At 61.0% G+C, this 23,898-nt stretch carries 21 protein-coding genes; 9 read left to right on the top strand and 12 right to left on the bottom strand.

Features of this window, described 5'->3' with window-relative positions; all coding sequences use genetic code 11:
- Positions 1-246 precede the first annotated feature (246 nt).
- Positions 247-675 carry a bacteriohemerythrin gene (locus ACYVIA_RS16805; RefSeq protein ID WP_460842797.1) on the bottom strand — a complete coding sequence of 143 codons (429 nt, stop codon included), beginning with the start codon at positions 673-675 and terminating at the stop codon, positions 247-249.
- Between the two features lie 18 nt (positions 676-693).
- A complete protein-coding gene (locus tag ACYVIA_RS16810; RefSeq protein WP_460842799.1) occupies positions 694-1,131 on the bottom strand; it encodes a universal stress protein in 438 nt (145 codons plus the stop codon).
- 386 nt (positions 1,132-1,517) lie between these two features.
- On the opposite strand from ACYVIA_RS16810, the gene ACYVIA_RS16815 reads away from it, so the two are divergent.
- Positions 1,518-1,955, top strand: coding sequence for a universal stress protein (locus ACYVIA_RS16815; RefSeq protein WP_460842801.1), 438 nt, complete (start codon positions 1,518-1,520; stop codon positions 1,953-1,955).
- A gap of 34 nt (positions 1,956-1,989) precedes the next feature.
- Here ACYVIA_RS16815 and ACYVIA_RS16820 read toward each other — a convergent pair whose 3' ends face one another.
- From ACYVIA_RS16820 to fabI, 4 genes are all read right to left on the bottom strand, one after another.
- The gene (locus ACYVIA_RS16820) at positions 1,990-3,570 is read right to left on the bottom strand and encodes a bifunctional aminoglycoside phosphotransferase/ATP-binding protein (RefSeq protein ID WP_460842803.1); all 1,581 of its coding nucleotides are present in this window, start codon (positions 3,568-3,570) and stop codon (positions 1,990-1,992) included.
- A gap of 22 nt (positions 3,571-3,592) precedes the next feature.
- Positions 3,593-4,786: a serine hydrolase domain-containing protein gene (locus ACYVIA_RS16825; protein WP_460842805.1), complete on the bottom strand. Its 1,194-nt coding sequence runs from the start codon at positions 4,784-4,786 to the stop codon at positions 3,593-3,595.
- 83 nt (positions 4,787-4,869) lie between these two features.
- Entirely contained in the window at positions 4,870-7,428 is a 2,559-nt protein-coding gene (locus tag ACYVIA_RS16830) for a cation-translocating P-type ATPase (RefSeq protein ID WP_460842807.1), read from the bottom strand.
- 99 nt (positions 7,429-7,527) lie between these two features.
- Positions 7,528-8,289 carry an enoyl-ACP reductase FabI gene (gene fabI, locus ACYVIA_RS16835; RefSeq protein ID WP_460842808.1) on the bottom strand — a complete coding sequence of 254 codons (762 nt, stop codon included), beginning with the start codon at positions 8,287-8,289 and terminating at the stop codon, positions 7,528-7,530.
- Positions 8,290-8,772: 483 nt separating this feature from the next.
- Between fabI and ACYVIA_RS16840 the strand changes: the two genes are divergently transcribed.
- The 5 genes from ACYVIA_RS16840 (at position 8,773) to ACYVIA_RS16860 (ending at position 13,585) form a co-directional block, all read left to right on the top strand.
- Positions 8,773-10,659 carry a sigma-54-dependent Fis family transcriptional regulator gene (locus ACYVIA_RS16840; RefSeq protein ID WP_460843019.1) on the top strand — a complete coding sequence of 629 codons (1,887 nt, stop codon included), beginning with the start codon at positions 8,773-8,775 and terminating at the stop codon, positions 10,657-10,659.
- Between the two features lie 254 nt (positions 10,660-10,913).
- A complete protein-coding gene (locus tag ACYVIA_RS16845) occupies positions 10,914-11,393 on the top strand; it encodes a GNAT family N-acetyltransferase (RefSeq protein ID WP_460842811.1) in 480 nt (159 codons plus the stop codon).
- Positions 11,394-11,435: 42 nt separating this feature from the next.
- The gene (locus tag ACYVIA_RS16850) at positions 11,436-11,975 is read left to right on the top strand and encodes a hypothetical protein (protein ID WP_460842812.1); all 540 of its coding nucleotides are present in this window, start codon (positions 11,436-11,438) and stop codon (positions 11,973-11,975) included.
- 448 nt (positions 11,976-12,423) lie between these two features.
- Positions 12,424-12,954, top strand: coding sequence for an SLATT domain-containing protein (locus ACYVIA_RS16855; protein WP_460842814.1), 531 nt, complete (start codon positions 12,424-12,426; stop codon positions 12,952-12,954).
- A 343-nt stretch (positions 12,955-13,297) separates the two neighbouring features.
- Positions 13,298-13,585, top strand: a complete 288-nt coding sequence (locus tag ACYVIA_RS16860) for a hypothetical protein (protein ID WP_460842816.1) — start codon at positions 13,298-13,300, stop codon at positions 13,583-13,585.
- A gap of 14 nt (positions 13,586-13,599) precedes the next feature.
- Here ACYVIA_RS16860 and ACYVIA_RS16865 read toward each other — a convergent pair whose 3' ends face one another.
- Together ACYVIA_RS16865 and adh are read right to left on the bottom strand one after the other, a co-directional pair.
- Positions 13,600-13,983 carry a DUF779 domain-containing protein gene (locus ACYVIA_RS16865; protein WP_460842818.1) on the bottom strand — a complete coding sequence of 128 codons (384 nt, stop codon included), beginning with the start codon at positions 13,981-13,983 and terminating at the stop codon, positions 13,600-13,602.
- Positions 13,984-14,119: 136 nt separating this feature from the next.
- The gene (gene adh, locus ACYVIA_RS16870; RefSeq protein WP_460842819.1) at positions 14,120-15,640 is read right to left on the bottom strand and encodes an aldehyde dehydrogenase; all 1,521 of its coding nucleotides are present in this window, start codon (positions 15,638-15,640) and stop codon (positions 14,120-14,122) included.
- A 290-nt stretch (positions 15,641-15,930) separates the two neighbouring features.
- On the opposite strand from adh, the gene ACYVIA_RS16875 reads away from it, so the two are divergent.
- Genes ACYVIA_RS16875 through ACYVIA_RS16885 form a run of 3 tightly spaced genes read left to right on the top strand, consistent with a single transcriptional unit; the run spans position 15,931 to position 20,337 of the window.
- On the top strand, positions 15,931-16,683 hold the full coding sequence (locus ACYVIA_RS16875) for an ABC transporter ATP-binding protein (protein ID WP_460842821.1): 753 nt from the start codon (positions 15,931-15,933) through the stop codon (positions 16,681-16,683).
- Positions 16,677-19,049, top strand: a complete 2,373-nt coding sequence (locus ACYVIA_RS16880) for an ABC transporter permease (protein WP_460842823.1) — start codon at positions 16,677-16,679, stop codon at positions 19,047-19,049. Before ACYVIA_RS16875 ends, ACYVIA_RS16880 begins: the two co-directional genes overlap by 7 nt.
- Before the next feature lie 10 nt (positions 19,050-19,059).
- Positions 19,060-20,337 carry an efflux RND transporter periplasmic adaptor subunit gene (locus ACYVIA_RS16885; protein WP_460842825.1) on the top strand — a complete coding sequence of 426 codons (1,278 nt, stop codon included), beginning with the start codon at positions 19,060-19,062 and terminating at the stop codon, positions 20,335-20,337.
- A gap of 155 nt (positions 20,338-20,492) precedes the next feature.
- Here the strand turns inward: ACYVIA_RS16885 and ACYVIA_RS16890 are convergent, their stop codons facing one another.
- From ACYVIA_RS16890 to ACYVIA_RS16905, 4 genes are all read right to left on the bottom strand, one after another.
- Entirely contained in the window at positions 20,493-21,005 is a 513-nt protein-coding gene (locus ACYVIA_RS16890) for an HIT family protein (RefSeq protein WP_460842827.1), read from the bottom strand.
- Between the two features lie 139 nt (positions 21,006-21,144).
- The gene (locus tag ACYVIA_RS16895; protein WP_460842829.1) at positions 21,145-21,699 is read right to left on the bottom strand and encodes a GNAT family N-acetyltransferase; all 555 of its coding nucleotides are present in this window, start codon (positions 21,697-21,699) and stop codon (positions 21,145-21,147) included.
- A gap of 193 nt (positions 21,700-21,892) precedes the next feature.
- A complete protein-coding gene (locus ACYVIA_RS16900; RefSeq protein WP_460842832.1) occupies positions 21,893-22,816 on the bottom strand; it encodes a serine hydrolase in 924 nt (307 codons plus the stop codon).
- A 196-nt stretch (positions 22,817-23,012) separates the two neighbouring features.
- Positions 23,013-23,897, bottom strand: coding sequence for a M48 family metallopeptidase (locus ACYVIA_RS16905; protein WP_460842834.1), 885 nt, complete (start codon positions 23,895-23,897; stop codon positions 23,013-23,015).
- Position 23,898: the final 1 nt, after the last annotated feature.

Here is a 23,898-nt window from a genome sequence, read left to right on the forward strand (position 1 = left end):
CGCCAGCTTGACCGCGACCGCCTTGTTCTCCGCTCCGCCGGCACATTCCAGAACGATGCGCGAACGCAGGGCCAGCGCTTGCGCAGTCTTGCGCCGTCGCGCCCACCCATGCAATTGTTCTTGTTCCGTTGCGCTCAATACCAACTCGGCTTTCGGTCTGCCTGCCATGCCGTCCTCGCTATGAAAACCAATATGCATCGGACAACTGACACGCAGAATAATTCAATGAACTTCTAACTCGGGACACTAGGTGCCCTCCTTTGTCGTCTGCATGGCGGAATGCTTTTCCTCCCTGTCGATATCCAGCGCGAATGCAAGCGCCGTATCCATCGTGGACAAGTGAAAGGCGAACCATTGCGGCAACAGCACAACCGCCTCGCGTCCGAGCGCGATGTCCCCCTCCATCACGCGCGATGCCACCTGGTGCAAGGTGCCGAGGATGCGAGCGTGCTGCTCTTGATGGCCGGCGATTCCCGGATAATCAAGTTCTTCCATCAGGTCCTCTTCCTCACGGAAGTCGTGCTCCATGCGCGCAACCTGGGCCAGGAATGCAGGCCCGAACTGTTCGTCGGAGACGGTCAGCAATGTCGCCAACTTTTCGAGGAAGTCCTTGTGTGCCTGATCCATTTCGGGCACGCCAAGGGACATGTCCTGTGACCAATTACTCGTTTGCATGAACACGCTCCAAATAATCTAGCGAAACACCATGACCGGTATCGTCGAATTGGCCAATACCTTCTGCGTCTCGCTGCCTACAAATAACTTGCTCAGGCCCTTGCGCCCGTGCGACGCCATGAAAATCGCATCGCAGTTGTGCTCCCGGGCTGCAGTGATGATGTCTTCAAAGGGACTGAACGATTGGGTGACCACCGCTTCGCAGGGTACGTTCATCGCATTGGCTGCGGCCTGCACTTTTTGCACGTGCTGTTCGGCCACCTCGCGCGCCTTGTCCTCATAGACACGGCGCTCATCGGTAAAGGCGACTTCAGATAGCGGGGAGAAAGGATATGGTTCTGCGACCGACAGGACGACGATTCTGGCCTCCTGCGATTTCGCGAACTCCATTGCAGCATTGACGGCCTTGTCGGACAAGGGTGAACCGTCGGTCGGTACCAGGATGCACTTGAACATTTTTCGCCTCACCTTCTATGCGCCTCGCCGGCACATTTCAGATACGTTTTGCCTAGGCTTCAGGGCCGTGTCGGGCATGCAGCGCCCGGCGAAAACCTTGTCAACCACAAAATCATTGTAGGTAAAACCAATAACCGATCAAGCCTGTCCCGGCCATGGTGGTCGCATCGCGATGCGAACCGATTGACCTGAATCAATGAATCAGGAAATGAGCCGAAAGGCGCTGACAAGGCTGGATGCGAGCGACCTGCGGCCCCGACGATTTCATTGGATATACTTGGCCGATTCGCCCGGGGAAACCAGCGAAAACCCAGGCTGTACATCAAGATCAGGATCACACCAAGAAGAGCACCGGCTCCGGTAAATCATTGCGAGAGGAAATACCCATGTTCAAGAAAATACTAGTGGCAACAGACGGCTCCGCCCATTCCGAAAAGGCCGCGCAGGCAGCGGTGGAACTTGCAGGGCAGACAGGCGGCAAGCTCGTCGCCATCTCTGTCTCGGAGCCCTATCCCTTTCCTCCGATCTCGGAGAGCCCGTACAGCGGCGGTTCGGTGGCATACGAACGCCATTCGCTCGCACTCGCAGAAGAGCATGCGGAAAAGGTTGCCGCGCTTGCGGCTGCAGCCAACATACCGTGCGAAACCGCCGTCGTCAGCGGCATCAATCCGCATGACGAGATCCTCGGCGCATGCGAGCGCCTGCAATGCGACAGCATCGTGATGGCCACGCATGGCCGCAAGGGACTGAACAAGCTGTTTGCCGGCAGCGAGACGCAAAAGGTGATTGCAAGCTCGCACGTGCCGGTGCTGGTGATCCGATAGGAATCCAGGAGAGAATCCGATATCTGCGCTGCGGTCAGGGAGTGTGATCGAAATCCCTTATCCGGCGCGCAATGGATGCTGCCGACTCGTCATAACGCACCTTTTCCGTATCAACGGGAATTACCCGCACCAGTTCTTCATGCGCCAGCGGATCGTGATTCCCGAGCTGCCGCAACAAGACATCCATTCCGGCATCCGACGCGTCATGCTCCAGCTGCTGCCGCCGCGCAATACGCTCACGTAGTGTCGGTTCGCTCGCTTGCACGTCGATGATGAACAACGGCACCCCGAGTTCGTATGCCAGCTGCCGGAAATGTGCGCGTTCGTCGGCTTTCAGGAAGGTTGCGTCGACGATTACAGTCCACCCGGCCCGCACGATCTCCCCTGCCAGATCATGCAGCCGATGATAGGTGTCGCTGATCGCCGAAGCCGCGTACAGGCCGGTGTCGGCTGACGGATGTTCGGTAGCGGCGATGCCGCGCATACGCTTGCGTTCCACATCGGAGCGAATCCGTACCGCGTCGAGCGTTTCGGCCAGATGCGCGGACAGGCTCGATTTTCCGCACCCGGAGAACCCGTGCATCAACAATATCGAAGGACGGCTCCGTTGCGCGCGCCGTTGCGCAAAGTCGAGATAGGCATGCGCCTGCTGCCTGCATCGTTGTGCTTCGCCCCCTTGTTCCTGCTCCGCGCGCAGCAGTGCAACCTTGCAACGGATCAGCGCACGATGCACCTCGTAGTAATGCAGCACCTGCAGGCCCGCATAGTCGCCGGATGACTCAAGGTAATGGTTCAGGAACCGCGCTGCAAGTTCGGGGCGCTGCAGGAAGCGCAGATCCATGCAGGCAAAGGCGATGTCGTTCATCACATCGATCCAGCGCAAATTGTCATTGAACTCGATGCAATCGAAAGCTTCCACCTTGCCGTCGATGGTCAGGATATTGCCGCTATGCAGATCGCCATGGCATTCGCGGATCGCACCGCTTGCCTTGCGTTGCGCAAATACTGCGGCGAGCCTGCCCCGCTGTGCCGCCTCCCAGGCCTGCAGCGCCGCTGCCATCCGTCTGTCTTCTTCGCTGCGCGAGAGCGATGCAACCACGTTCATTGTTTCATCGGCGATGTCCTGAAGTGCGGACAGTGTGCACCAGGGACTGTCGGCAAAAGCAATCGCGGTCGTGCGATGAAAGCCTGCGATGGCATCTGCCAGTCGATCCACTTCGACCGGCTCCAGCAGCCCGTGCGCGAGGCGATACGACCACAGCGCCTGCTGCCTGAAGGAGCGCATCTTCACCGCGTATTCGATTGGCGCGCCTGTGCCTTCGAGAGTCGGCCCGTCGGGCGGGCCATAGAGCCCAACGACACCAAGATAGATGTCAGGCGCAAGCCGGCCATTGAGCCGCATTTCCTCCTCGCAGTAATGGCGACGTGCATCCAGTGTGGAGAAATCGACGAAGTCGAAATGCACCGGCTTCTTGAACTTGTACGCGTAGGCCTCGGCGACCACCACGCAAGAGATATGCGTCTCGAAGACCTGTACCGGCTGGCCATCGAGCGTGGCCGCAAAGGCATCGATGAGGCTGCGCTGCCGCAGAAGGAGGCGTTCCTGGTCCGCCATGACTGAGCTCATTGTCTTGACGCTATTCCAGCGCCGCGTACACGAGGTTGCGGAACAACTGGCGGTAATGGCTGCGCTGCTCCGGCGCCTGCATCAGGAAGATGCCTGCTAGATTCTCCTTCGGATCGATCCAGAAATAGGTGCCGGCCAGCCCGCTCCAGGTAAAGTCGCCCACCGAACCGGGCATCGGCGCGGCGCCTTCATCGGTGCGCACCGCGAATCCAAGGCCGAAGCCGTACCCGGGGCCCGGCAGGTAGCTCTGGCCGTCCCTGGCGTAGGGCATTCCGGCAAGGTGATCGCTCGTCATGAAACGCAGGGTCTTGCGGCCGAGGATGCGCACGCCGTCCAGCTCGCCCTCATTGGCCAGCATCTGCACGAAGCGCAGGTAGTCGTGCGCGGTGGACATGAGCCCGCTGCCGCCACCGAGGAAAGTCGGACGCCGGCGCGGCTGCAGCAGCTTTACTTCCGTTCCGGTGACTGGATCGACCGGATATGGCTCGGCGATGCGGTGCTGGTTCTGCGGTTCTACCCAGAACCCGGTCTCGTGCATGCCGAGCGGACGCAGGATGCGCTCCGCGAGGAATTCGTCGAGTGCCATGCCGGACAGCCGCTCCAGCAAGACGCCGAGCACGTCGGTTGACATGCCGTACTCCCATACCGTCCCCGGCTGATACATCAAGGGCAGCTGCGCCAATGTGCGGATGAACTCGTCGCTGCTGGCGCGATAGTTTCCCACGCCCGCCTTGCGGTATTCGGCCTTGACCAGCGAATCACCAAACAGGCCGTAGGTAAACCCGGAGGTGTGACGCAGCAAATCCTGCACCGTGATCGGCCGTTCTGTGTCCTCCAGTTCCAGCACATGGTCGCCACCCGATCCGACCGTTTCCACGCCCACCTTCAGGTGTCGCAACTCGGGAAAGAATTTCGACACCGGATCGCTCAGCAACAAACGGCCCTGCTCGACCAGCATCATGACGCCAACCGATACGACGGGCTTGGTCATCGAGTAGATGCGGAAAATGCTGTCCATTGCCATCGGCGCGCCGGTCGCCGGATCCTGCGCGCCGACCGCGCTTTCATAGGCAATCTTGCCCTCACGTGCGATGAGCATGACTGCGCCGGGAATCAGCCGGGCATCAGCATCCATCTGTATCCGCCGCGTCAGCGCCTGCAGCCGGTCGGCGGAAAATCCCTGTCCTGTCGTATGTCTGGTCATTGTTTGTGCACTCGTAGGTAATGTTGTCTCCGCCGGCAAGCTTACCCGATAAACACCAGCCGCGACGGTGACTCGCGCGTCCTTCAGCGGCGCGCGCGCATGAAATAAAGCTTCACCGCCTCAAACCAGAGTATTGCCATCCCCACCGCGAGTGCAACCGCCCCCAGGCTCCCGGCATGGACAGGCGCGAAGTGAAACATGTCCTGCAATATCGGCATGTACAGCACCGCCGCCAGTGCCGCCACGGCGCCGGCGAGCACCCACCACTGCGCGCGATTCGGAATGAGCAGCAGCTGGACGATGGCATGCCGGGCAGAACGGTTGGAGACAATCAGCACGAGGTTGCCGAGTACAACGCAGGCGAAGGCCGCCGCACGCGCCTCGGGCGCGGACAATCCGCCCCGCAGACCCAGGAAGAACACCGCCGCAACAGCAGCGAGCAAACCTGTTCCCTCGAGTAGTGCAAGCGCGACGCTGCGGGCGCCGAATAGCCGCTCATCCAACGCGCGTGGCGGGCGATGCATCACGTCATCCTCTGCCCGCTCCATCTCGAACACGATGGAGCATGCCGGGTTGATGATCATTTCCAGGAAGACGATGTGCACCGGCGCAAACGCCAGCGGCGTGCCGAAGAACAGCGGCAGGATCGTCATCCCTGCGATCGGCACGTGCACCGCCACCACGTAGGTCAGCGCCTTGCGCAGGTTGTCGTAGATGCGGCGGCCGAGGCGGATCGCCTGCACGATGGCGCTGAAATCGTCATTGAGCAGCACCAGCGAGGACGCTTCGCGCGCCACGTCGGTGCCGCGTTCTCCCATGCTGATGCCGATGTGCGCAGCCTTCAGTGCAGGCGCATCGTTGACGCCGTCGCCGGTCATCGCGACGATCTCGCCGTTGTCCTTCAGTGCATTCACCAGCCGCAGCTTCTGCTCGGGCCGGATGCGCGCAAACACGCGCAGGTCGCGCAGCGTTTCACGCAAGGCCGCGTCATTCAGGGCATCGAGTTCCGCACCGGTCATTACCTTGTCTGCACGCAGCCCTGCCTCACGGGCAATCGCCTGAGCCGTGGCCGGATAATCCCCGGTAATCATGATGACCTTCACGCCGGCATCGCGGCATTCGCGCACCGCCTGCGGCACCGCAGGCCGAATCGGATCGGCAAGGCCAACCAATCCCAGCCAGGTAAAGCCGAGTGCATGCGGCTCCGCCGGCCACGCGCCGGAATTCTCGGCACGGGCCACGGCCAGCACCCGCAACCCCTGCTCCGCCATGTGCTGCACACGACACAGCTCCGCAGCCATTTCCGCTGCAGACAGGCGGCACAGGCGCGCGATCGCTTCCGGCGCACCTTTGGTGGCGACAATCTTTGCGCCGTCCGGCGAGCACCATCCGTGCGTCATCGCCATCAGCGCGTCGCTGAGCGGATACTCCTGCACCAGTGACCAGTCGCGATACAGCGCTTCCTCTTCCGGCACGCGCTCGGCGAAGGCACGATGGAAGGCCTTGTCCATCGGGTCGAAGGGATTGATCTCGCTTGCCAGCACGGCATACTGCAGGATCTCCACGATGTCCTGCGGCAGCAAGGCGTTTCTTTCGTCAAAGAGATAGGGAGCACCGCCTGTATCGCTCGCGCAGGCGGCGCCGGCGATCACCGCTTTTACAGACATTCTGTTTTGCGTCAGCGTACCGGTCTTGTCCACGCACAGCACGGTCGCCGAGCCGAGTGTTTCGATGACGGGCGTGCGCCGCGTCAGCACCTGGCAGCGGGAAATGCGCCATGCACCGAGCGCCATGAAAATCGCGAGGATCAGGGTGAACTCCTCCGGCAGCACCGACATCGCAAGGCTGATGCCAACCAGAAGGCCCCGAAGCCATTCGCCGCGGGTCAGCCCGTGCAGTGCGACGACAAAGAGTGACATCGCTGCGCCAATGATGGAAAAGCGCGTCACCAGCTTCCCGATCTCGCGCTGCAGCGGGCTCCTCTCGCTCTCCAGCTCCTGCAGGGATTTCCCGATCTTGCCGAGTTCGGTTGCGGTGCCGGTCTGCGTCACCCGGGCCAGTCCGCCGCCCTGCACCACCATGGAGCCGGAAAAGACACGTTGCAGCTCCGGTTCGACATTCTTTTGACCGTCTGCTTTCGCCACCGGGGCCGATTCGCCGGTCAGCAGCGACTCGTCGACGAGAAGGTCATGGCATTCAAGCAGTACGCCATCTGCGGGAATCCGGTCGCCTTCCTCCAGCACAAGCAGGTCGCCGACGACGACTTCGCGTCCCGGGATGCGATCATGCTCGCCACCACGGATGACAAGTGCACGCGGACTCGACAGGTCCCGCAGCGCTTCCAGCACCCGCTCGGTCTTGCGTTCCTGATAGATGGTGATCGACATCGCCAGCAACACGAAGGCCAGCAGGAGCATTGCGTCGGTGTCGGAACCGAGAATGAAATACACGAGTCCGGCGGCAAGCAGCAGCAGGAACATCGGCTCGCGCACAACTTCCAGCACGATATGTCCGAGCGTTCGGCGCGGCCCGGACGGGAGCTCGTTGTAGCCGTCACGGCGCAGGCGCTCCGCTGCCTGTGCGGGAGACAAGCCTGCCGGAGACTGCCCCGAAGAAGCAAGCTGTGAAGCGTCGGACTTCATGTTCTGAACAGTATCTCGCTGGATACCCGCGAAGAGGACCGTACGGAAAATTGATGTGCGCGCATGAAGTCCATTTATTGTTGTTGGACGAATTTGGAACTAGGCCATGATATGGTACCCCGCGTCAATGTATTCCACATTCCCGGTCAGGGTGCGTGCGCCGTCACTTGCCAGGAAAACGGCGACGTTGCCGACATCTTCGATGCTGGCCAGCATTCGTTTCGGCGCTCGTTCGCGCGCCCGATCGAGCAATTCATCGAAACGGTCGATACCGGACGCGGCACGCGTTTTCAGCGGTCCCGGCGACAAGGCATGCACGCGTATGCCCTTCTCCCCCAGTTCCGCCGCCATGTAGCGCACGGTCGATTCCAGCGCCGCCTTTACCGGCCCCATCATGTTGTAGTGCTCGACCACCCGTTCCGAGCCATAAAACGTCACTGTCTGCAGGCAGCCGCCCTCCTTCATCAGCGGCTCGGCCAGGCGTGCCATCCGGATGAAGGAATGGCAGGACACATCCATCGCCATCGCGAAGCCTTCGCGCGAGCAATCGACAACACGGCCCTGCAGGTCCTCCTTCGGCGCAAAGGCGATCGAATGCAGCACAAAATCCAGTCGTCCCCACTCGTTTGCGATGCGCTCGAACACCGCCTCCAGCTGCCCCGCTTCGCGCACGTCGCAGGGGACGATGATCGGGCTGTCGACCGACTCTGCAAGCGGCCGCACATGCGGCTCGGCCTTGGCATTCAGGTAGGTGACAGCGAGCTCGGCACCGGCCGCATGGAAGGCTCGCGCACAGCCGTACGCAATGCTGTTGTCATTGGCAATACCGACAACCAGCCCTTTCTTATTTTGCAACATCATTAATTGATTCCTCCAGGACAAAGCAGCCGCCATGACGGCGGCTGCGGACAGATTTGCCTGCCGCATGGCGTGACGCGGTGCACATGCGGCGCGAGACAGTACGTCCTTTGACAGGATTTGGTTTGCATTGACCAGCCATCGGGGCTTCCTTTGATGCACAACAAACCATGCCTGACTTGTCGGAGAACACTCGTCCTGCAGAAGGCTGCGCGAAGCTGCAGAATCCGCGGAGAAGTGTGTCAAATTGGAACAATTCCGGCCCAGCCCCGGTGGTACACTGGCCTGCAGAATTCCTTACAAGACCACGGCAGCGTGGCCCCCACAGTACAGTCCGCAACGAGCGGCGGTGGAGACGACATGAACCGGTTTGCAGACGAACAGCGGCTGCAGGCGCAACGCACACCTGTGTTCGTTGCAACGCCAGGCTTGCCGCATAAGCAAGACTCACTGGATGGCACGGATCCTGCCTTGCGGGCTTCAGCGATGATTGAAAAATCGCACCAGCGTTCCGCCGCTTACGGTCTCGCAAGGAGCGAGACACCGGACTTCAGCAGGATCGCCCGCGCGGACATGGCACAACTCGTGGAACAGAACCGCGCGCTCTACACCCATGCGCTGCCGGTCATGGAAACGCTGTACGAGCAGATCGTCAACACACACAACATGGTGATCCTGACGGACGCCAGCGGCCTGATCGTGCACTCCGTCGGCGACGCCGACTTCCTCGAGAAAGCCGACCAGGTCGCACTGCAGCCCGGCGTCGCATGGTCCGAGCAAAGCAAGGGCACCAACGCCATCGGCACCGCCATCGCCGAGCGTGCGCCGGCACTGGTGCACGCGGACCAGCATTTCCTCGCCGCCAACCATTTCCTCACCTGCTCCGCCGCGCCGATCTTCGACCACGACGGCAAGGTGATCGGCGTGCTCGATGTCAGCGGCGACCGGCACAGCTTCCACAAGCATACGATGGCGCTGGTGCGCATGTCGGCGCAGATGATCGAGAACCAGCTCTTTGCCGCCGCCTTCCAGGATGCGATCACCCTGCATTTCCACAGCCGGCCGGAATTCATCGGCACGCTGATGGAAGGCATCGCCTCCTTCACCCCCGGCGGCCGATTTCTCTCGGCCAACCGCAGCGGCCTGTTCCAGCTCGGCGTGCCGCTGGCCGCCCTGAAGGCGCATACCTTCAGCTCGCTGTTCGGCCTGCCGGTGTCCGCATTGTTCGACCACTACCGCACCGCTGCGCCCGGCCTGCTCAACATGTGCCTGCACAGCGGCGTGCGCGTTTATGCCCGTGCCGAACTGCGCCTGTCCAACCGGGTATTCCAGAGCGCGGCCGAGACGCTGCAATCCGCGTCGGACGGCGCCCGTCCGCATACGCGCCGTGCAACCGACCAGCCGCCCGCGCGTCGGCTGTCCAGCCTGCGTTACCTGAACACTGGCGACCCGCAGATCGCCTCCGTCATCGACAAGGTCGGCAAGGTGATCGGCCGCGATATCCCCATCCTCATCATGGGAGAAACCGGCACCGGCAAAGAGCTGCTCGCGCAAGCCATCCACAACGACTCGCCGCGTGCCGCCGGTCCTTTCGTCGCCGTCAACTGCGCGTCGATTCCGGAGACGCTGATCGAATCAGAACTGTTCGGCTACGAAGACGGCGCCTTCACCGGCGCGCGCCGAAAAGGCAGCATCGGCAAGATCCTGCAGGCCAACGGCGGCTCGCTCTTCCTCGACGAGATCGGCGACATGCCGCTCAGCCTGCAGGCACGCCTGCTGCGCGTGCTGCAGGAACGCATGGTCACGCCGCTCGGCAGCACCAAGTCCATTCCTGTCAACGTCGCTCTGATCTGCGCCACCAACCGCAACCTGCGCGACATGATCGCCAAAGGCGCATTCCGCGAAGACCTCTACTACCGCCTCAACGGCCTCGTCATCAAACTGCCGCCGCTGCGCGACCGCACCGACCTCGAAGTCGTCATCCACAAGCTGCTTGCCGTGGAATCGCACGGAGAACAGTTCACCGTCGCACCCGACGTGATGGAACTCTTCACCCGCCATAACTGGCCGGGCAACTTCCGCCAACTCACCAACCTGCTGCGCACGGCCATCGTGATGGCCGGCGATGACAGGGAGATCCGGCTCGAGCACATGCCGGATGATTTTATGGACGATGTAGCGGAGATGCCTGCCGCTTCAACGGCAGAATCCCGTCACAGTTCTGCCGAACGCACACGCCTGGCCGATATGGAAGCTTCTGCGATCCGCAAGGCGCTGGAGCAGCATGGCGGCAACGTGTCCGCCGCAGCCCGGGTGCTTGGCGTGTCGCGCAATACGATTTATCGCAAGCTCAATCTCCGGCCAAGGGCTTGAAACAATCGCAGGCAAATGACTGCCAGCCTTGTTACGGTATCGAGTGGTCTGTGTTGAATGGCACGCTATCGCATATTGCAACAGCGTTTGCATTGCAATATGGACAAAAATAATGCCGATCAATACACTGCTCCGCTGAAAAACCGCATCAGTCAAAGCACGCGCATATAACTTCGTTTGCGCGAATTTTGCGCTGCATCCTTGCGCGATAAAGCCAACTGAATTCACGCGGCAATAAACCGAAAATAAGTTTCATGGAAATCATTCTGAGAAATCCGATCCCCGGGGATATCGGTTGGCTGATATCTCTGCACGGGAAGCTCTACGCGGAGCAGTTCCACTTTGATTCAAGCTTTGAAAGGGATATCGCCAAAAAGGTTGTTGAGTTTTTGGAAAAACAGAATCCGTTTAACAATATCTGGTTAGCCACAATAAACAACGAACCTATTGGTTCTATCGCGGTGTCGTTAAAACCCGACCAATCCGCATTCATTAATTTCTTGCTGGTCAAAGCCGAATACCGGGGCCGCGGCATCTCCCGAATCCTGATGGATAAGGTAATGGCGCATTGCAAAGCGCACGGCATTGGCTTATTGCGGCTTGAAACATATAGCTGCCTGGAGGCTGCGCGCAAACTGTACAAACAATACGGTTTTTCGCTCTCAACCAAAAACGAAGCCGTTCAAAAGTATGGCCAGTCGTTTGATCAAGAGTTTTGGGAAAGAAAACTATAAGAGTCCACGCAACCAGGACCAAGACTTCATAGACAATAAATAATGCGAAAAGAATACGGCCAGGCACTACGATCCCTGTTTGAAAAGGCGATGTCGCAGCATCTGCCGGACTTCATCCCGACCAAGGTCGCGTCGGACTATGTGTTTCCCGGCGAGCGGACTTTCCGCAAACGTGTCGAGGGCATTGCCGATTTATGGATTGTCTTGTCGCCGAGCCAGAGGATGGAAGAGTTTTCGATCGAGCTGGGATGGTCCCGTCTTGCGCGATTTCCGGAACTGGTCATGAGACCTTCATTACAGCAGCCGTACGAAGCGTTCGACGAAACGGAATACATGTGCCGGCTGGGTGAGCTGGCGTTCGGCAAGGACCATTGGTGGGTCGTCGAAAAATTCCAGGCGCCCAGCAACATGGAAGACCTTGCGGCGTCGCTGGAAAAGCTGAGCGGTCCCCTGGCTATAGAACGCGTAAAACCAAGGGTTGATGAAGCAGTCGGTACGCTTATCGAGAAAGGCATCCCTTATCTCGAGGGCGCAATAGCAAAACTATCCTCGGCCGACACCAATCGCGCGGCGTCTTCCTGACTCACCCGACGATTGATGCCAGCCAGTTCGGTAGGTTGGACTGTTAAGCCCAACATTCAGCGAGAAATGCGTCGTGGAAGAACAAAGACCGCGTCTGTGAAGGGAGCCGTTGGGCTTCCTTCGTCAACCCAACCTACGGATTAAACTTATCTAAGATCCATATGCTCGAGGCTGCGATCCAGATCATCGTCGAGTTCATTATTGAAGTCGTTTTTTACCGGGTCTTTTACTGGCCCGGATGGCTGGCCCTTCGGGTGGTGACTATTGGCCGCTATCCACCGGATCAATCGGTGGAACATCAGCGAATCGCAGTTGCGTGCCTGGGATTCAGTGTCGTAGTAATTGTTGTTTCCGCCCTCTTCTATTTGTAGTAACGCGATTACATTTCTTTACTTGAAAACTCGGTAGAAAACTTGCTGCATTCAGCAAAAAGCTGAAACAAAACGCCATGAACACAAAATCAGCCCATTACCAACCACCACAAAACGAGCGCGAACTGGTTCTCGCCTGGATCCGCCGCGCGCGCGAATCGCAGATGGCGCATTACGAGATGGCCAACATCTTTTCCGCGCGGGAGCGCTGGCTTGGCGTGCCAGTGATTCTGATCAGCACCATTATCGGCACGACGGTCTTTGCGTCCGTCAGCACGCAGGCGATCGCGCCGGAGACGAAAATCGCCGTGGGCATGCTCAGCGTGCTTGCGGCTGTCCTGTCCAGCCTTCAGACCTTCTTCAAGTATTCCGAACGTTCGGAAAAGCACCGGTCCGCTGGCGCACGGTACAGCGCCGCGCGCAGGAAGCTCGAAGTGATCTATGCAGAGAACACCGAGTCGCAGGAAAAGCACTACATCGCTACGCTGCGGGAAGAGCTTGACCGGTTAGGCGAGGAATCGCCGCATGTACCGGTTTCCGTATTCGAGAAGGTCCAAAAGAACATCTACTACGCCGGTGGCGCGAGTCATTCGTTACAGGGAACCTAGCATGTTGAAGGCACACTGCGTTGTCGGACTCAGGCGCCGATCTATTGTAGAGGGCCTCCGCACGCGTTATTAGCGCAAGCAACGACCCAATCTTCTCCCTCACACGAACCACCCGAACCGGACGCGAGTCAAATCTGCGCCCCTATCGCACCCAAAGATGATCCAGGCACTCGCTGTTACTTTTTCTTCCTTGCTGTTTATCGCAAGCTTCATTGCCCTTGTGCGCAAGCTGTCAGGATGGGCTCGGCTTGAGGGCCACTACGCTTGCTCCGAGAGCGAAGCCCGTGACGAGTCATCCGTCGCTGCATACCACGGCGTGTCAGCCTCCGCACGATTTGCGCGGATGTCGCTGTCTGTTGAACTCAACCGGTGCGGGATGCGGCTGGCGCCATCATTCCCGTTCAGCGACGCAATGAAAGCCGTCGATATTCCATGGAGTGCCGTTGATGAGGTTTGGGTCAGGCGTGGACTGTTTGGGGAACGCACCGTGATCAGGATCCGGCATGCCGACGTGCCGATATCGGTCAAAGGACGCGCCGGGAAACGCATCTTGGAGTTTTTATCGGCGCAACAAGGCATGGCGCACACAGCTTCCTCCCCGGAGTCACCGGCCGGCCACGCCAAGGACTGAGAGCCTGTTTGAATTCACACGGCATTGCTTCCCTGCGCCATCGCCTCGTTCTCTTCGTCGGTAAACAATCGCGACCGCGTCAGGAACCGCTTTCCCGTCCCGTTATCCAGCGAGAACATGCCGCCGTTGCCATCCACGACGTCGATGATCAGCTGCGTATGCTTCCAGTATTCGAACTGGTCGCTGTTCATGTAGAACGGCACGCCGTCGATATTGCCGAGATAGACGTCCTGGTCGCCAACCTGCAAATCGCCCTGCTTGTAGCACATCGGTGCGCTGCCGTCGCAGCAGCCGCCGGATTGGAAGAACATGAGCGGGCCGTGCTTTTCTCTCAGGGTTTTGATGAAGGTGGTGGCGGCTTGGGTGGCGATGACACGGGGGATGGGGGCCTGGTTCATATGGTTCTCGCGGGGCAAAGAGTGCGCCTGGTAGAGCTTGGGAGGTTTTCCAGGGTTGGGGCTCGCACATGCGCCCTCTCCCCTGTCCCTCTCCCGCCTGCGGGAGAGGGAATGCCGGCGTTCAGTGCAAGCTGATTCAGAAGAAGCCCAGCGCCTTCGGGCTGTAGCTCACCAGCAGGTTCTTGGTTTGCTGGTAGTGCTCCAGCATCATCTTGTGGTTTTCCCGCCCGATGCCGGACTGCTTGTAGCCGCCAAAGGCTGCATGTGCGGGATACAGGTGATAGCAGTTGGTCCACACGCGACCGGCCTGGATGCTTCGCCCCATGCGGAAGGCGCGCGTGCCGTCGCGGGTCCAGACGCCTGCGCCGAGGCCGTACAGAGTGTCGTTGGCGATCTCCAGCGCGTCTTCCTCGTCCTTGAACTTCGTCACCGATACGACCGGCCCGAAGATCTCTTCCTGGAAGATGCGCATCTTGTTGTGGCCTTCGAAGATCGTCGGCTTCACGTAGTAGCCGCCGGCGAGGTCTCCGGGCAGCTGGTTCTGCTCGCCGCCGATCAGCACTTTTGCGCCTTCCTGCTTGCCGATGTCGAGGTAGGACAGGATTTTCTCAAGCTGTTCCTGCGAGGCCTGCGCGCCGACCATGGTGCCGCTGTCGAGCGGATTACCCTGCCGGATGGCGGCAACGCGCTTGACGGCGCGCTCCATGAACTGGTCGTAGATCGACTCTTGCACCAGCACGCGCGACGGGCAGGTGCAAACTTCGCCCTGGTTCAGTGCAAACATTGCAAAGCCTTCGAGGCATTTGTCGAAGTAGTCGTCGTCGCGGTCCATCACGTCGGCGAAGAAGATGTTGGGCGACTTGCCGCCGAGTTCCAGCGTGACCGGGATGATGTTTTGCGCCGCATATTGCATGATCAGACGGCCGGTGGTGGTCTCGCCGGTGAAGGCGATCTTGGCGATGCGCTTGCTGGACGCGAGCGGCTTGCCGGCTTCCAGGCCGAAGCCGTTGACGACGTTGAGCACGCCGGGCGGCAGCAGGTCCTGGATCAGTTCGATCAGCACCATGATCGACGACGGCGTCTGCTCCGCCGGCTTGAGTACGACGCAGTTACCGGCAGCCAATGCAGGAGCGAGCTTCCATACCGCCATCAGCACCGGGAAGTTCCACGGGATGATCTGGCCGACGACGCCGAGCGGCTCATGGAAATGGTAGGCGTAGGTATCGGCATCGATCGGCGCAATGCTGCCTTCCTGCGCGCGGATGCAGCCGGCGAAGTAGCGGAAATGGTCGATCGCGAGCGGAATGTCGGCTGCCATGGTTTCGCGGATCGGCTTGCCGTTGTCGATGGTTTCCGCCAACGCCAGCGGCTCGAGGTTGGCTTCCATCCGGTCCGCGATCTTGTTCAGGATGTTGGCGCGCTCGGCCGGCGAGGTCTTGCCCCAGCTGGCCTTGGCGGCGTGGGCGGCGTCGAGCGCCAGCTCGACGTCTTCGGCGGTGGAGCGGGCGACTTCGCAGAACGGCTTGCCGATGACAGGGCTGATGTTTTCGAAGTAATTGCCGCCGACGGGAGGGACGAACTTGCCTCCGATGTAGTTGTCGTAGCGTTGCTTGAACGGGTTCTTGATACCGAGCTTGCTGATGTCTGCCAGATTCATGTCGTCCTCTATCGATTGGTGTGATTAGCGTTTTGTAGTAACTCGTGCTGCGCGCACCGTTCACATAGCGCAATCGCCATGCCATGCCATAAACAGGCGGATTTTCGTGTGTGCACGCCAGTAATGCCGCAAAACTGTCACCGAATGACACATTCCCCATCGTTGCAACTGCTCAAAAACGAGACACTGCTTCTCATGTAACCGGCCGCTTGGATATCGTTGACATGGATCAATCAAAATCTTTGTCATAAAAGCTACGGTGGGCGCTCTGACACCTTCCGTCTTACGCCATGGAATCGTCCTTCGACACCACGCGCGAGCTCATTGCAGCAGCCGACCGCCCGGCAGTGTTCACGCTGCGCGGCGTCGGCAAGACCTACACGATGGGCGAGGTGCAGGTTGTCGCATTACGGGACGTCGACCTGGAGCTGTACCAGGGCGAATTCGTGGTGCTGCTCGGCGCCTCCGGCAGCGGCAAGTCCACCCTGCTAAATATTCTTGGCGGCCTCGACACGCCCACCATGGGCACGCTCAATTACCTCGACCACGACCTGACCGATGCCGGCGATGCGGCGCTCACCTCCTTCCGCCGCGAGCATGTCGGCTTCGTTTTCCAGTTCTATAACCTGATCCCGAGCCTGACCGCGCTGGAAAACGTGCAGCTGGTCACCGAGATCAGCGACAACCCGATGGATCCGCTGGAAGCGCTGAAAATGGTCGGCCTCGGCGACCGTGTCAACCATTTCCCGGCGCAGCTCTCCGGCGGCGAACAGCAACGCGTCGCCATCGCGCGGGCGATTGCGAAGCAGCCGGATATGTTGCTATGTGACGAGCCGACCGGCGCGCTCGACTTCCGCACCGGCAAGCTGGTGCTGGAGGTGCTGGAGCGCATCAACCGCGAGCTTGGCACGACGACGGCGGTGATCACGCATAACGCGGCGATTGCCGGTATGGCGCACCGCGTGGTGTACATCAGCAGCGGACGCATCACCCATATCGATACAAACGCAAAGCGCCTGTCCCCGGAGGAAATCCAGTGGTAAGCCGGCTGCACCCGCTCGACCTGAAGCTGCTGCGCGACATGTGGCGCATGCGCGGGCAGGCGATTGCGGTGGCGCTGGTGGCGATGTGCGGCATTGCGACGCTGGTGACGATGCGCGCCTCCTACGAGGCACTCGTGATTTCTCAGGCGGCCTATTACGAGCAGTACCGCTTTGCCGACGTGTTTGCGCATTTCAAGACCGCACCGCTGGCGCTGCTGCCGCAGGTCCGCGAGATTCCCGGCGTGAATGAAGTCGACGGCCGCGTGGTGTTCGACGCGTCGCTCGACGTGCCCGGGCTGGAAGAACCGGCGAGCGGTCGGCTGGTATCGCTCCCGCTACAGCCCGGGACCGGCCTCAATCGCGTGCACCTGCGCACCGGCCGCCTGCCGGAGCCGGGCAACCGGATGGAGGCGCTGGCGAGCGAGGCGTTTTCTGCTGCGAACAACCTGCACCCGGGCGACAGCATCGGCGCCATCATCAATGGCCGGCTGGAGCGCCTGCACATCACCGGGATTGCGATCTCGCCGGAATATGTAAATGAAATGTCGGGCAGCACCTTTCCCGACAACCGGCGCTTCGCCGTGCTGTGGATGCCGCGCGAGGCGCTGGCCGCCGCACTAGACATGCGCGACGGCTTCAACGACCTGTCGGTGATCCTCGCGCCGCACGCGAGCGAATCGCTGGTCATCGAAAAACTTGACCGCCTGCTGGCGCCGTACGGCGGGCTGGGCGCTTACGGCCGCAAGGACCAGCTGTCGCATGCCTTCCTCGACAACGAGCTGGTGTCCAATAAGGTCAGCGGCACCATCATCCCCGCCATCTTCCTTGCCGTGGCAGCTTTCCTCATCCACAACGTGCTGCTGCGCATCACCTCGCTGCAGCGTGCGCAGATCGCGCTGCTCAAGAGCTTTGGCTACAGCAGCATTGCGGTGGGCCTGCACTACCTGAAGTTCGCGCTGCTGACGGTGATGGTCGGCGGCGTGCTGGGCATCGGCCTCGGCGCATGGCTGGGCAAGGGGCTGGCGGACCTGTATGCGGAGTTCTACCATTTTCCGTATCTCCGCTTCTCCCTGTCGCCGTTTGCCATCTCCGTATCGATCGTGGTCGCTGCGGCGTCGGCAGTGCTTGGCGCGGTGCTGGCCGTGGCGCGCGTTCTGCGGCTGGCGCCGGCGGAGGCGATGCGCCCCGAGTCGCCCGCGCATTTCAAGCCCGGCCCGATGGAACGGCTCGGGATGCAACGTTTCATGCCGCTGTCGCTGCGCATGATCATGCGCAGCCTGGAACGCAACCCAGCCAAGTCGCTGCTCTCCATCCTCGGCCTGGCGATGGCCGTATCGCTGATGATCACCGGACAATACACCTTCGATGCGCTCAACGAGATCATCCGCATCCAGTTCCGCACCGCCCAGCGCGATGACGTGACGGTCGGCTTCAACGAAGTGCGCGACATCTCGGTCGCGTACAACCTCGCGTCGCTGCCCGGCGTGTTGCGCGTCGAGCCTTTCCAGAACATTGCTGTCGAAATGCGGCACGGCCATCGCACGAAGAAAAGCGTCATCATCGGCCTCGGCCGGTCGCGCGAGTTGCGCAACGTGCTCGATGACAAGGAACGGCCGGTCGACCTGCCGCAAGACGGCATCGTGATGACGAAGATGCTGGCCGATCTGCTCGGCGTTCGCACCGGCGAACTGCTGCAGGTGGAACTGCTGGAAGGCGAGCGCAGGAAGGTGGCCATTCCGGTATCCATGATTGTCGACGAACCGATCGGCACCCTCTCCTACATGGACAGCGCCGCCCTGTCACGCGCGGTGCAGCGCAGCGAGACCGCCGCCGGCGCCTTCCTGCGCGTCGACCCGAAGCACGCGGCGGAGCTGTACCGCACGCTCAAGACCATCCCCGCCATCCGGAACGTCACCTTGCGCGAAGCCACGTTGCAGAGTTTTCTCTCCACCGTTGCGGAAAACATGCGCATCAACACCATCGTGATCGTGGCATTTGCCTGCGTGATCGCCGTCGGCGTGGTGTACAACTCGGCACGCATCGCGCTGTCCGAACACGCGGTGGAGCTGGCCAGCCTGCGCATACTCGGCTTTACCAGGGCGGAAGTCGGGCGCATGCTGCTGGGCGAACAAAGCATCCTCACGATAGCAGCCATCCCCCTCGGTTGCCTGCTAGGCTATGCGCTCGCGGCGCTGCTGTCGGAGCTGCTCAGCCAGGAACTGTTCCGCATCCCGCTCGTCGTCAGCGCCCGCACCTTCTTGATGTCGATTGCGGTCGTAGCGCTGTCGGCGGCTGCGTCCGGCTTCCTGGTCTGGCGCAAGGTGCAGCGGCTGGATTTGATCGAAGTACTGAAGACACGTGAATAACAAGAGCTTGATGGATACCCGTACAGAAACGACGACACCCCGGACTTCCGGCGCAACCAAGCCGGCGGCCTCCCCTTCCGCTTCCTCGCGCCGCCCGAAATCGCGGCGAAGCTGGATCATCACGGCCCTTGCCGTCCTGGCTGTCATCCTGCTCGGCTGGTTCATGTTCGCGCCCGAGCCGATCCGGGTCGAACTGACCGAGGTGACGCAGGGGCCGCTGCAGGTCACCGTCAACAACCAGGGCCAGGTCCGGCTGCATGACAAGTATGTCGTCGCCGCCCCGGTCGCCGCGGGACTCGAGCGCATCACGCTGCGCGACGGCGACCCGATCCGGCGCGGCCAGCTGGTCGCCGTGCTCGATCCCTTGCCGATGGATACCCGCCAGCGGGACGAAGCACGCGCCCGCCTCGATGCGGCCCAAGCCCTCGCGCGCGAGGCGGCGTTGCGCACCGAGCGCGCCTATACCGACTTGCAGTTCGCCATCAATGAACGTGCGCGCGTCGAGCGGCTGATCAGGAACAACTTTGTCTCGCCACAAGCGGCCGAAAAGGCATTGACCGCAGAGAAGACCGCCCGGGCGGAGTGGGATGCGGCAAAGTCGCGCCAACAGGCGGCGCTGGCCGATGTCCGGGCTGCCGAAGCGGCGTTGAGCACAGGGCTCGGGAGCACTGGCAATAACGACAATGGCACGAGGCGCCAGATCATCCTGACCGCGCCGGTGGACGGCTATGTGCTGAAAATAAACGAGAAAAGCGAGCGCACCGTCACCGCAGGCACGCCGCTGGCCATCATCGGCGACCCCAATCGGTACGAAGTCGTGGTTGACGTACTGTCCAGCGATGCCGTCAAGATCCAGGCCGGTAACATCATGCTGCTGGAGGGCTGGGGCGGCGGCAAGACTCTGCGCGCGAAGGTGCGGCTGGTGGAGCCGGTGGCATTCACAAAAATTTCCCCGCTCGGCGTGGAAGAGCAGCGCGTCAATGTCATCGCAGACCCCGTCGATCCGCTCGGGCCGCTCGGCGACGGTTACCGGATCGAGGCAAAGATCATCATCTGGGCCGAGGACAAGGTGACCAAGGTCGCCGGCAGCAGCCTGTTCCGCGTCGGGGATGCCTGGCATGTCTTCGTTGTCGACAACGGCCGCGCGCGCGAGCGTGAAGTACAGGTCGGGCAACGCAACCAGGATGAGGCGCAGATCCTCGCCGGCCTCAATCCCGGTGCGACCGTGATTCGTTATCCGAGCAATGAGATTTCCGATGGTGCGCGCGTCGAGCCTTTGACGCGCTAGCAGGTTGTTGAAAAACGTAGCGAGCAGGACGAGATTGAGGCCGAGGAGCGCACGCGTACGAGTGGTACGCAGAGCACCGCGGGCCGCAAGATCGGTCCGCGCAGTAGTTTTTCAACAGCCGGCTAGGAAATTGGTCTGTCTTCCGGACGAAGAACTTACCTCGTACCGGAGTTAAGCGTCGTCATCGGCGCAGAACTGGTGTTCACCGCCTCCTCCTGAAGCTGGCGCCGAATGGCGTCAGCCTTCTCCTGCAGGATCTTCGCCGGTGTGCGGAAACCGAACAAGCCGGTGAAATGCAGCAGTATCCGGAAAAAGAATCCGAGGCTGTCGCGCCCCGTGCGCGGGATCAGGTGAAAGTGCACGTGCGGAATATGCTGGTTGGTCGCCGCGCCATCGTTCAGCAGGTAATGCGTGCCGTCGACGCCGAGCCCTGCGCGCCGCTGCGCCGCAACGATGCGGTTGCATACGGCAAAGAGATGCTGCTGCACATGCTCGTCCAGTTCTTCCAGCTTCTGGGCATGCTGTTTCGGAATCACGAGCACATGCCCTGCTCCTAACGGGTGGATATCCATGAACGACACGCAGAGCGCGTCTTCATGGACGAGTGCGGCGGGCTCGGCTTTTGCGGCGATCCTGCAGAACAGGCAGTCGGTGGCATTGGTTTTCAAACAGGTCTCCTCTCTTGTTATTGACCGGACAGGCGTGCTGATGGCCCGAACGGCGGCAACAGTATTGCACAAACAAGCAGTCGGGCTAGATGAGGTGCGGTGCGCCCTCCGCCATCCCGATGCGACCTGCGCGATCATGTCACGCCTGCGGCCCGGTGCGCCATTCGTTCCTGAGCAGGCCGTAGAGCAGGACATCCTCCAGCCGCCCTTGCCTCAAATGGTGCGCGCGCAGGCATCCTTCGAGCTGCATCCCGGCCTTTTCCATCACGCGTGCCGAGGCGGGGTTATCCTTGAAACAACGCCCGTAAACCCGCTGCAAGCCGAGCTCGAAGGCAAACGCGACAAGCCGGCGTGCTGCTTCGGTGGCGTAACCCTGGCCCCAGGCAGCGCAGCCGATCCAGTAGCCGATTTCGGCGCGCTGGTGGGCGCGGGATATGCTCATCAGGCTCATCGAGCCGAGCAACTCGCCGGACGCTGCCAGCGTCACGGCAAAGACCGCCTGTTCTCCGCTGACGTACGATTTGCGCTGGCTCTTGATCCACGATTCGGCCATGCCGTCGAGGTAAGGGTGCGGTATGGCGGACGTCGGTTCGGCGACCGCCTTGTCGCCGGCGAGGCGCTGCACGTCCTTTGCATCGGCAAGCACGAAAGGACGCAGCAGGAGTCGCGCGGTGTGCAGGTTGGGCTGGCTCATTGTTTTTCTCGGTGATCGGGCGAGCGCGGCTGACATCGAGCCGGATAGACCGTGCATCCGCCGCGCCGTGCGGTTACTTGGCAAACATCAAACACGATGCCTGCTGGCACCGTACGCAGCTGCCCCAGTGAAGGGGAATAGAAAAGAAAATGGGCCGCAAGCGACCCATTCTTTCCTCCCGTGACTACACGGATTACATCGCGCGGCGCTTCTTCTTGATGACTTTCGATGCGCCGCCCCTGGCCTTTACCAGCATGACGGAACCACGCGTGCTGCGGCTCTTGGCCGTGAAACGCGACTTGCGCTTGGCAGCCGCGTAGACGATGGGCTCCTCGCCCTTGACGAAGCGCTGCACGTTTTCCGCGTCGAGGATGCGTGCAGCGGATGCCTGGGCATTGAGCAGCACGACAATCACACGCTTGCCGGCGGTCTGCAGGCGCATCACGAGGCAGCGGCCTGCTTCACGCGTGAATCCGGTCTTGGACAACAGGATGTCCCAGCCATCGCGGCCGACGAGGCGATTGGTGTTGCGGTACTGGACCAGGCGGCCGTTCATGTCGATCTGTTCTTCCACGCCGGTCGAGAGGCGGCTAATCTCGGGATACTGCGACGCCGCCGAGACCATCTTGACCAGGTCGGATGCGGTGGAACGGTTGTTGGGCGACAGGCCGGTCGGCTCTTCGATGGCGGTATGGCGCATGTCGAGCGCAGCCAGTTTCTCGCGCACGGCGTGCACAAAAGCGTGCATTCCGCCCGGATAGGTGCGGGCAAGTGCGTGCGCAGCACGGTTATCCGACGACATCAGGGCCAGCTCCAGCACGGCCGCGCGCGACAGCACGGCACCAACGGGCACGCGCGACGAACTGAACTTGAAGGTGTCCACATCGCTTTCGTCGATAGTTATCAATTCATTCATGTCCAGATTTGCATCCAGCACCACCATCGCGGTCATGAGCTTGGTCACGGACGCGATCGGCACGACGGAATCGGCATTCTTTTCGAGCAGTACCTTGCCGGAGTCTTCTTCAAATACCAGCGCATGCTGGGAACTCAACGGCAGGGCAAATGCGGACGCTGCTGCGCTCAACAGCAGCGCCAGTATGGTTTTCTTGAACATACGAGCCGGGGAAATGAGAGGTTGCGTTGCAGGAACAATCTTAATGCAAGGCAACGTTTCCCAGACACAACTCGACTGAAAATATTTTGCGAGATGTTGCGATTTGATCTTGATGGCTTTTCAAGGGGCCGGCTTTCGAGTCGGCTTCCGGCATTGCGACGTGGCATCGCTAGCTAACATGCCCCATCACAAAAACCTACCGGCGGAACTCCGTGAGCCTCGCATTCAGCGGCTTGCCGGTAAATGCCGGCAAGGCATCCAGCCGGTCCTTCATCAGCGTGTCGAGCATTTCGATGCGGGCGGCAGGCGCCGGATGCGTCTTGAAGAGCAGGCTGAAACCATCATCGTTCGCGCTTTGTGCCTGCAGCATCTGCAACACCGCAGGCAGGCCGTACGGATCGAAGCCGCCGCGCGCGGCAATCACCACGCCGATGCGGTCAGCCTCGAACTCGTCGCCCTGGTCCAGCCCGCTCGCATACAGCTTGCGGCTGACATTCACCAGCGCGCCGCGCGCTTCCGGACTGCCGCGCCCGGCTGCGTTCAGCACATCGCCGACGATCGCAAAGCCGGCATTCTTCTGCACTGCGCGCAGGTGATGCTTCTTCAGCACATGCGCGATTTCATGCGCCAGCACGCCGGCCAGTTCCGCTTCGCTGCGCATGCGTTCGACGAGGCCGCGCGTGACAAAAACATAACCGCCGGGAGTGGCAAAGGCATTGAAGCCGCCATCGTCGAGCACGCCGAAAGTCCACGGCAGGTCCGGCCGCTCGGACTGCAGCGCCAGCCAGCGCCCCAGCGTATTGATATAGCGCTGCAGCGGCGGGTTGGCGACCAGCGGTTTCGCGCCGAGCAAGGTGGCGGCGAATTCCTGCCCGAGGCGGATTTCTTCCGGCTCGTCGGCCTCGCGCGTGGCGGTTGCCAGGTTGCCGAGCAGGCTGCCGAGGTTCAGGTTGCCGACCTTCCCCGCCGCCTTCTCCAGTCCGGGAAGCGAGAACGGCAGCTGCGCGGACGCCGTTGTTCCAGCGCCGGCGAGGAAGACTGCGATTGCGATCTTGCATACATTGCGTGTGAGCGTGTGCATG

It is taken from the genome of Noviherbaspirillum agri (assembly GCF_054780595.1).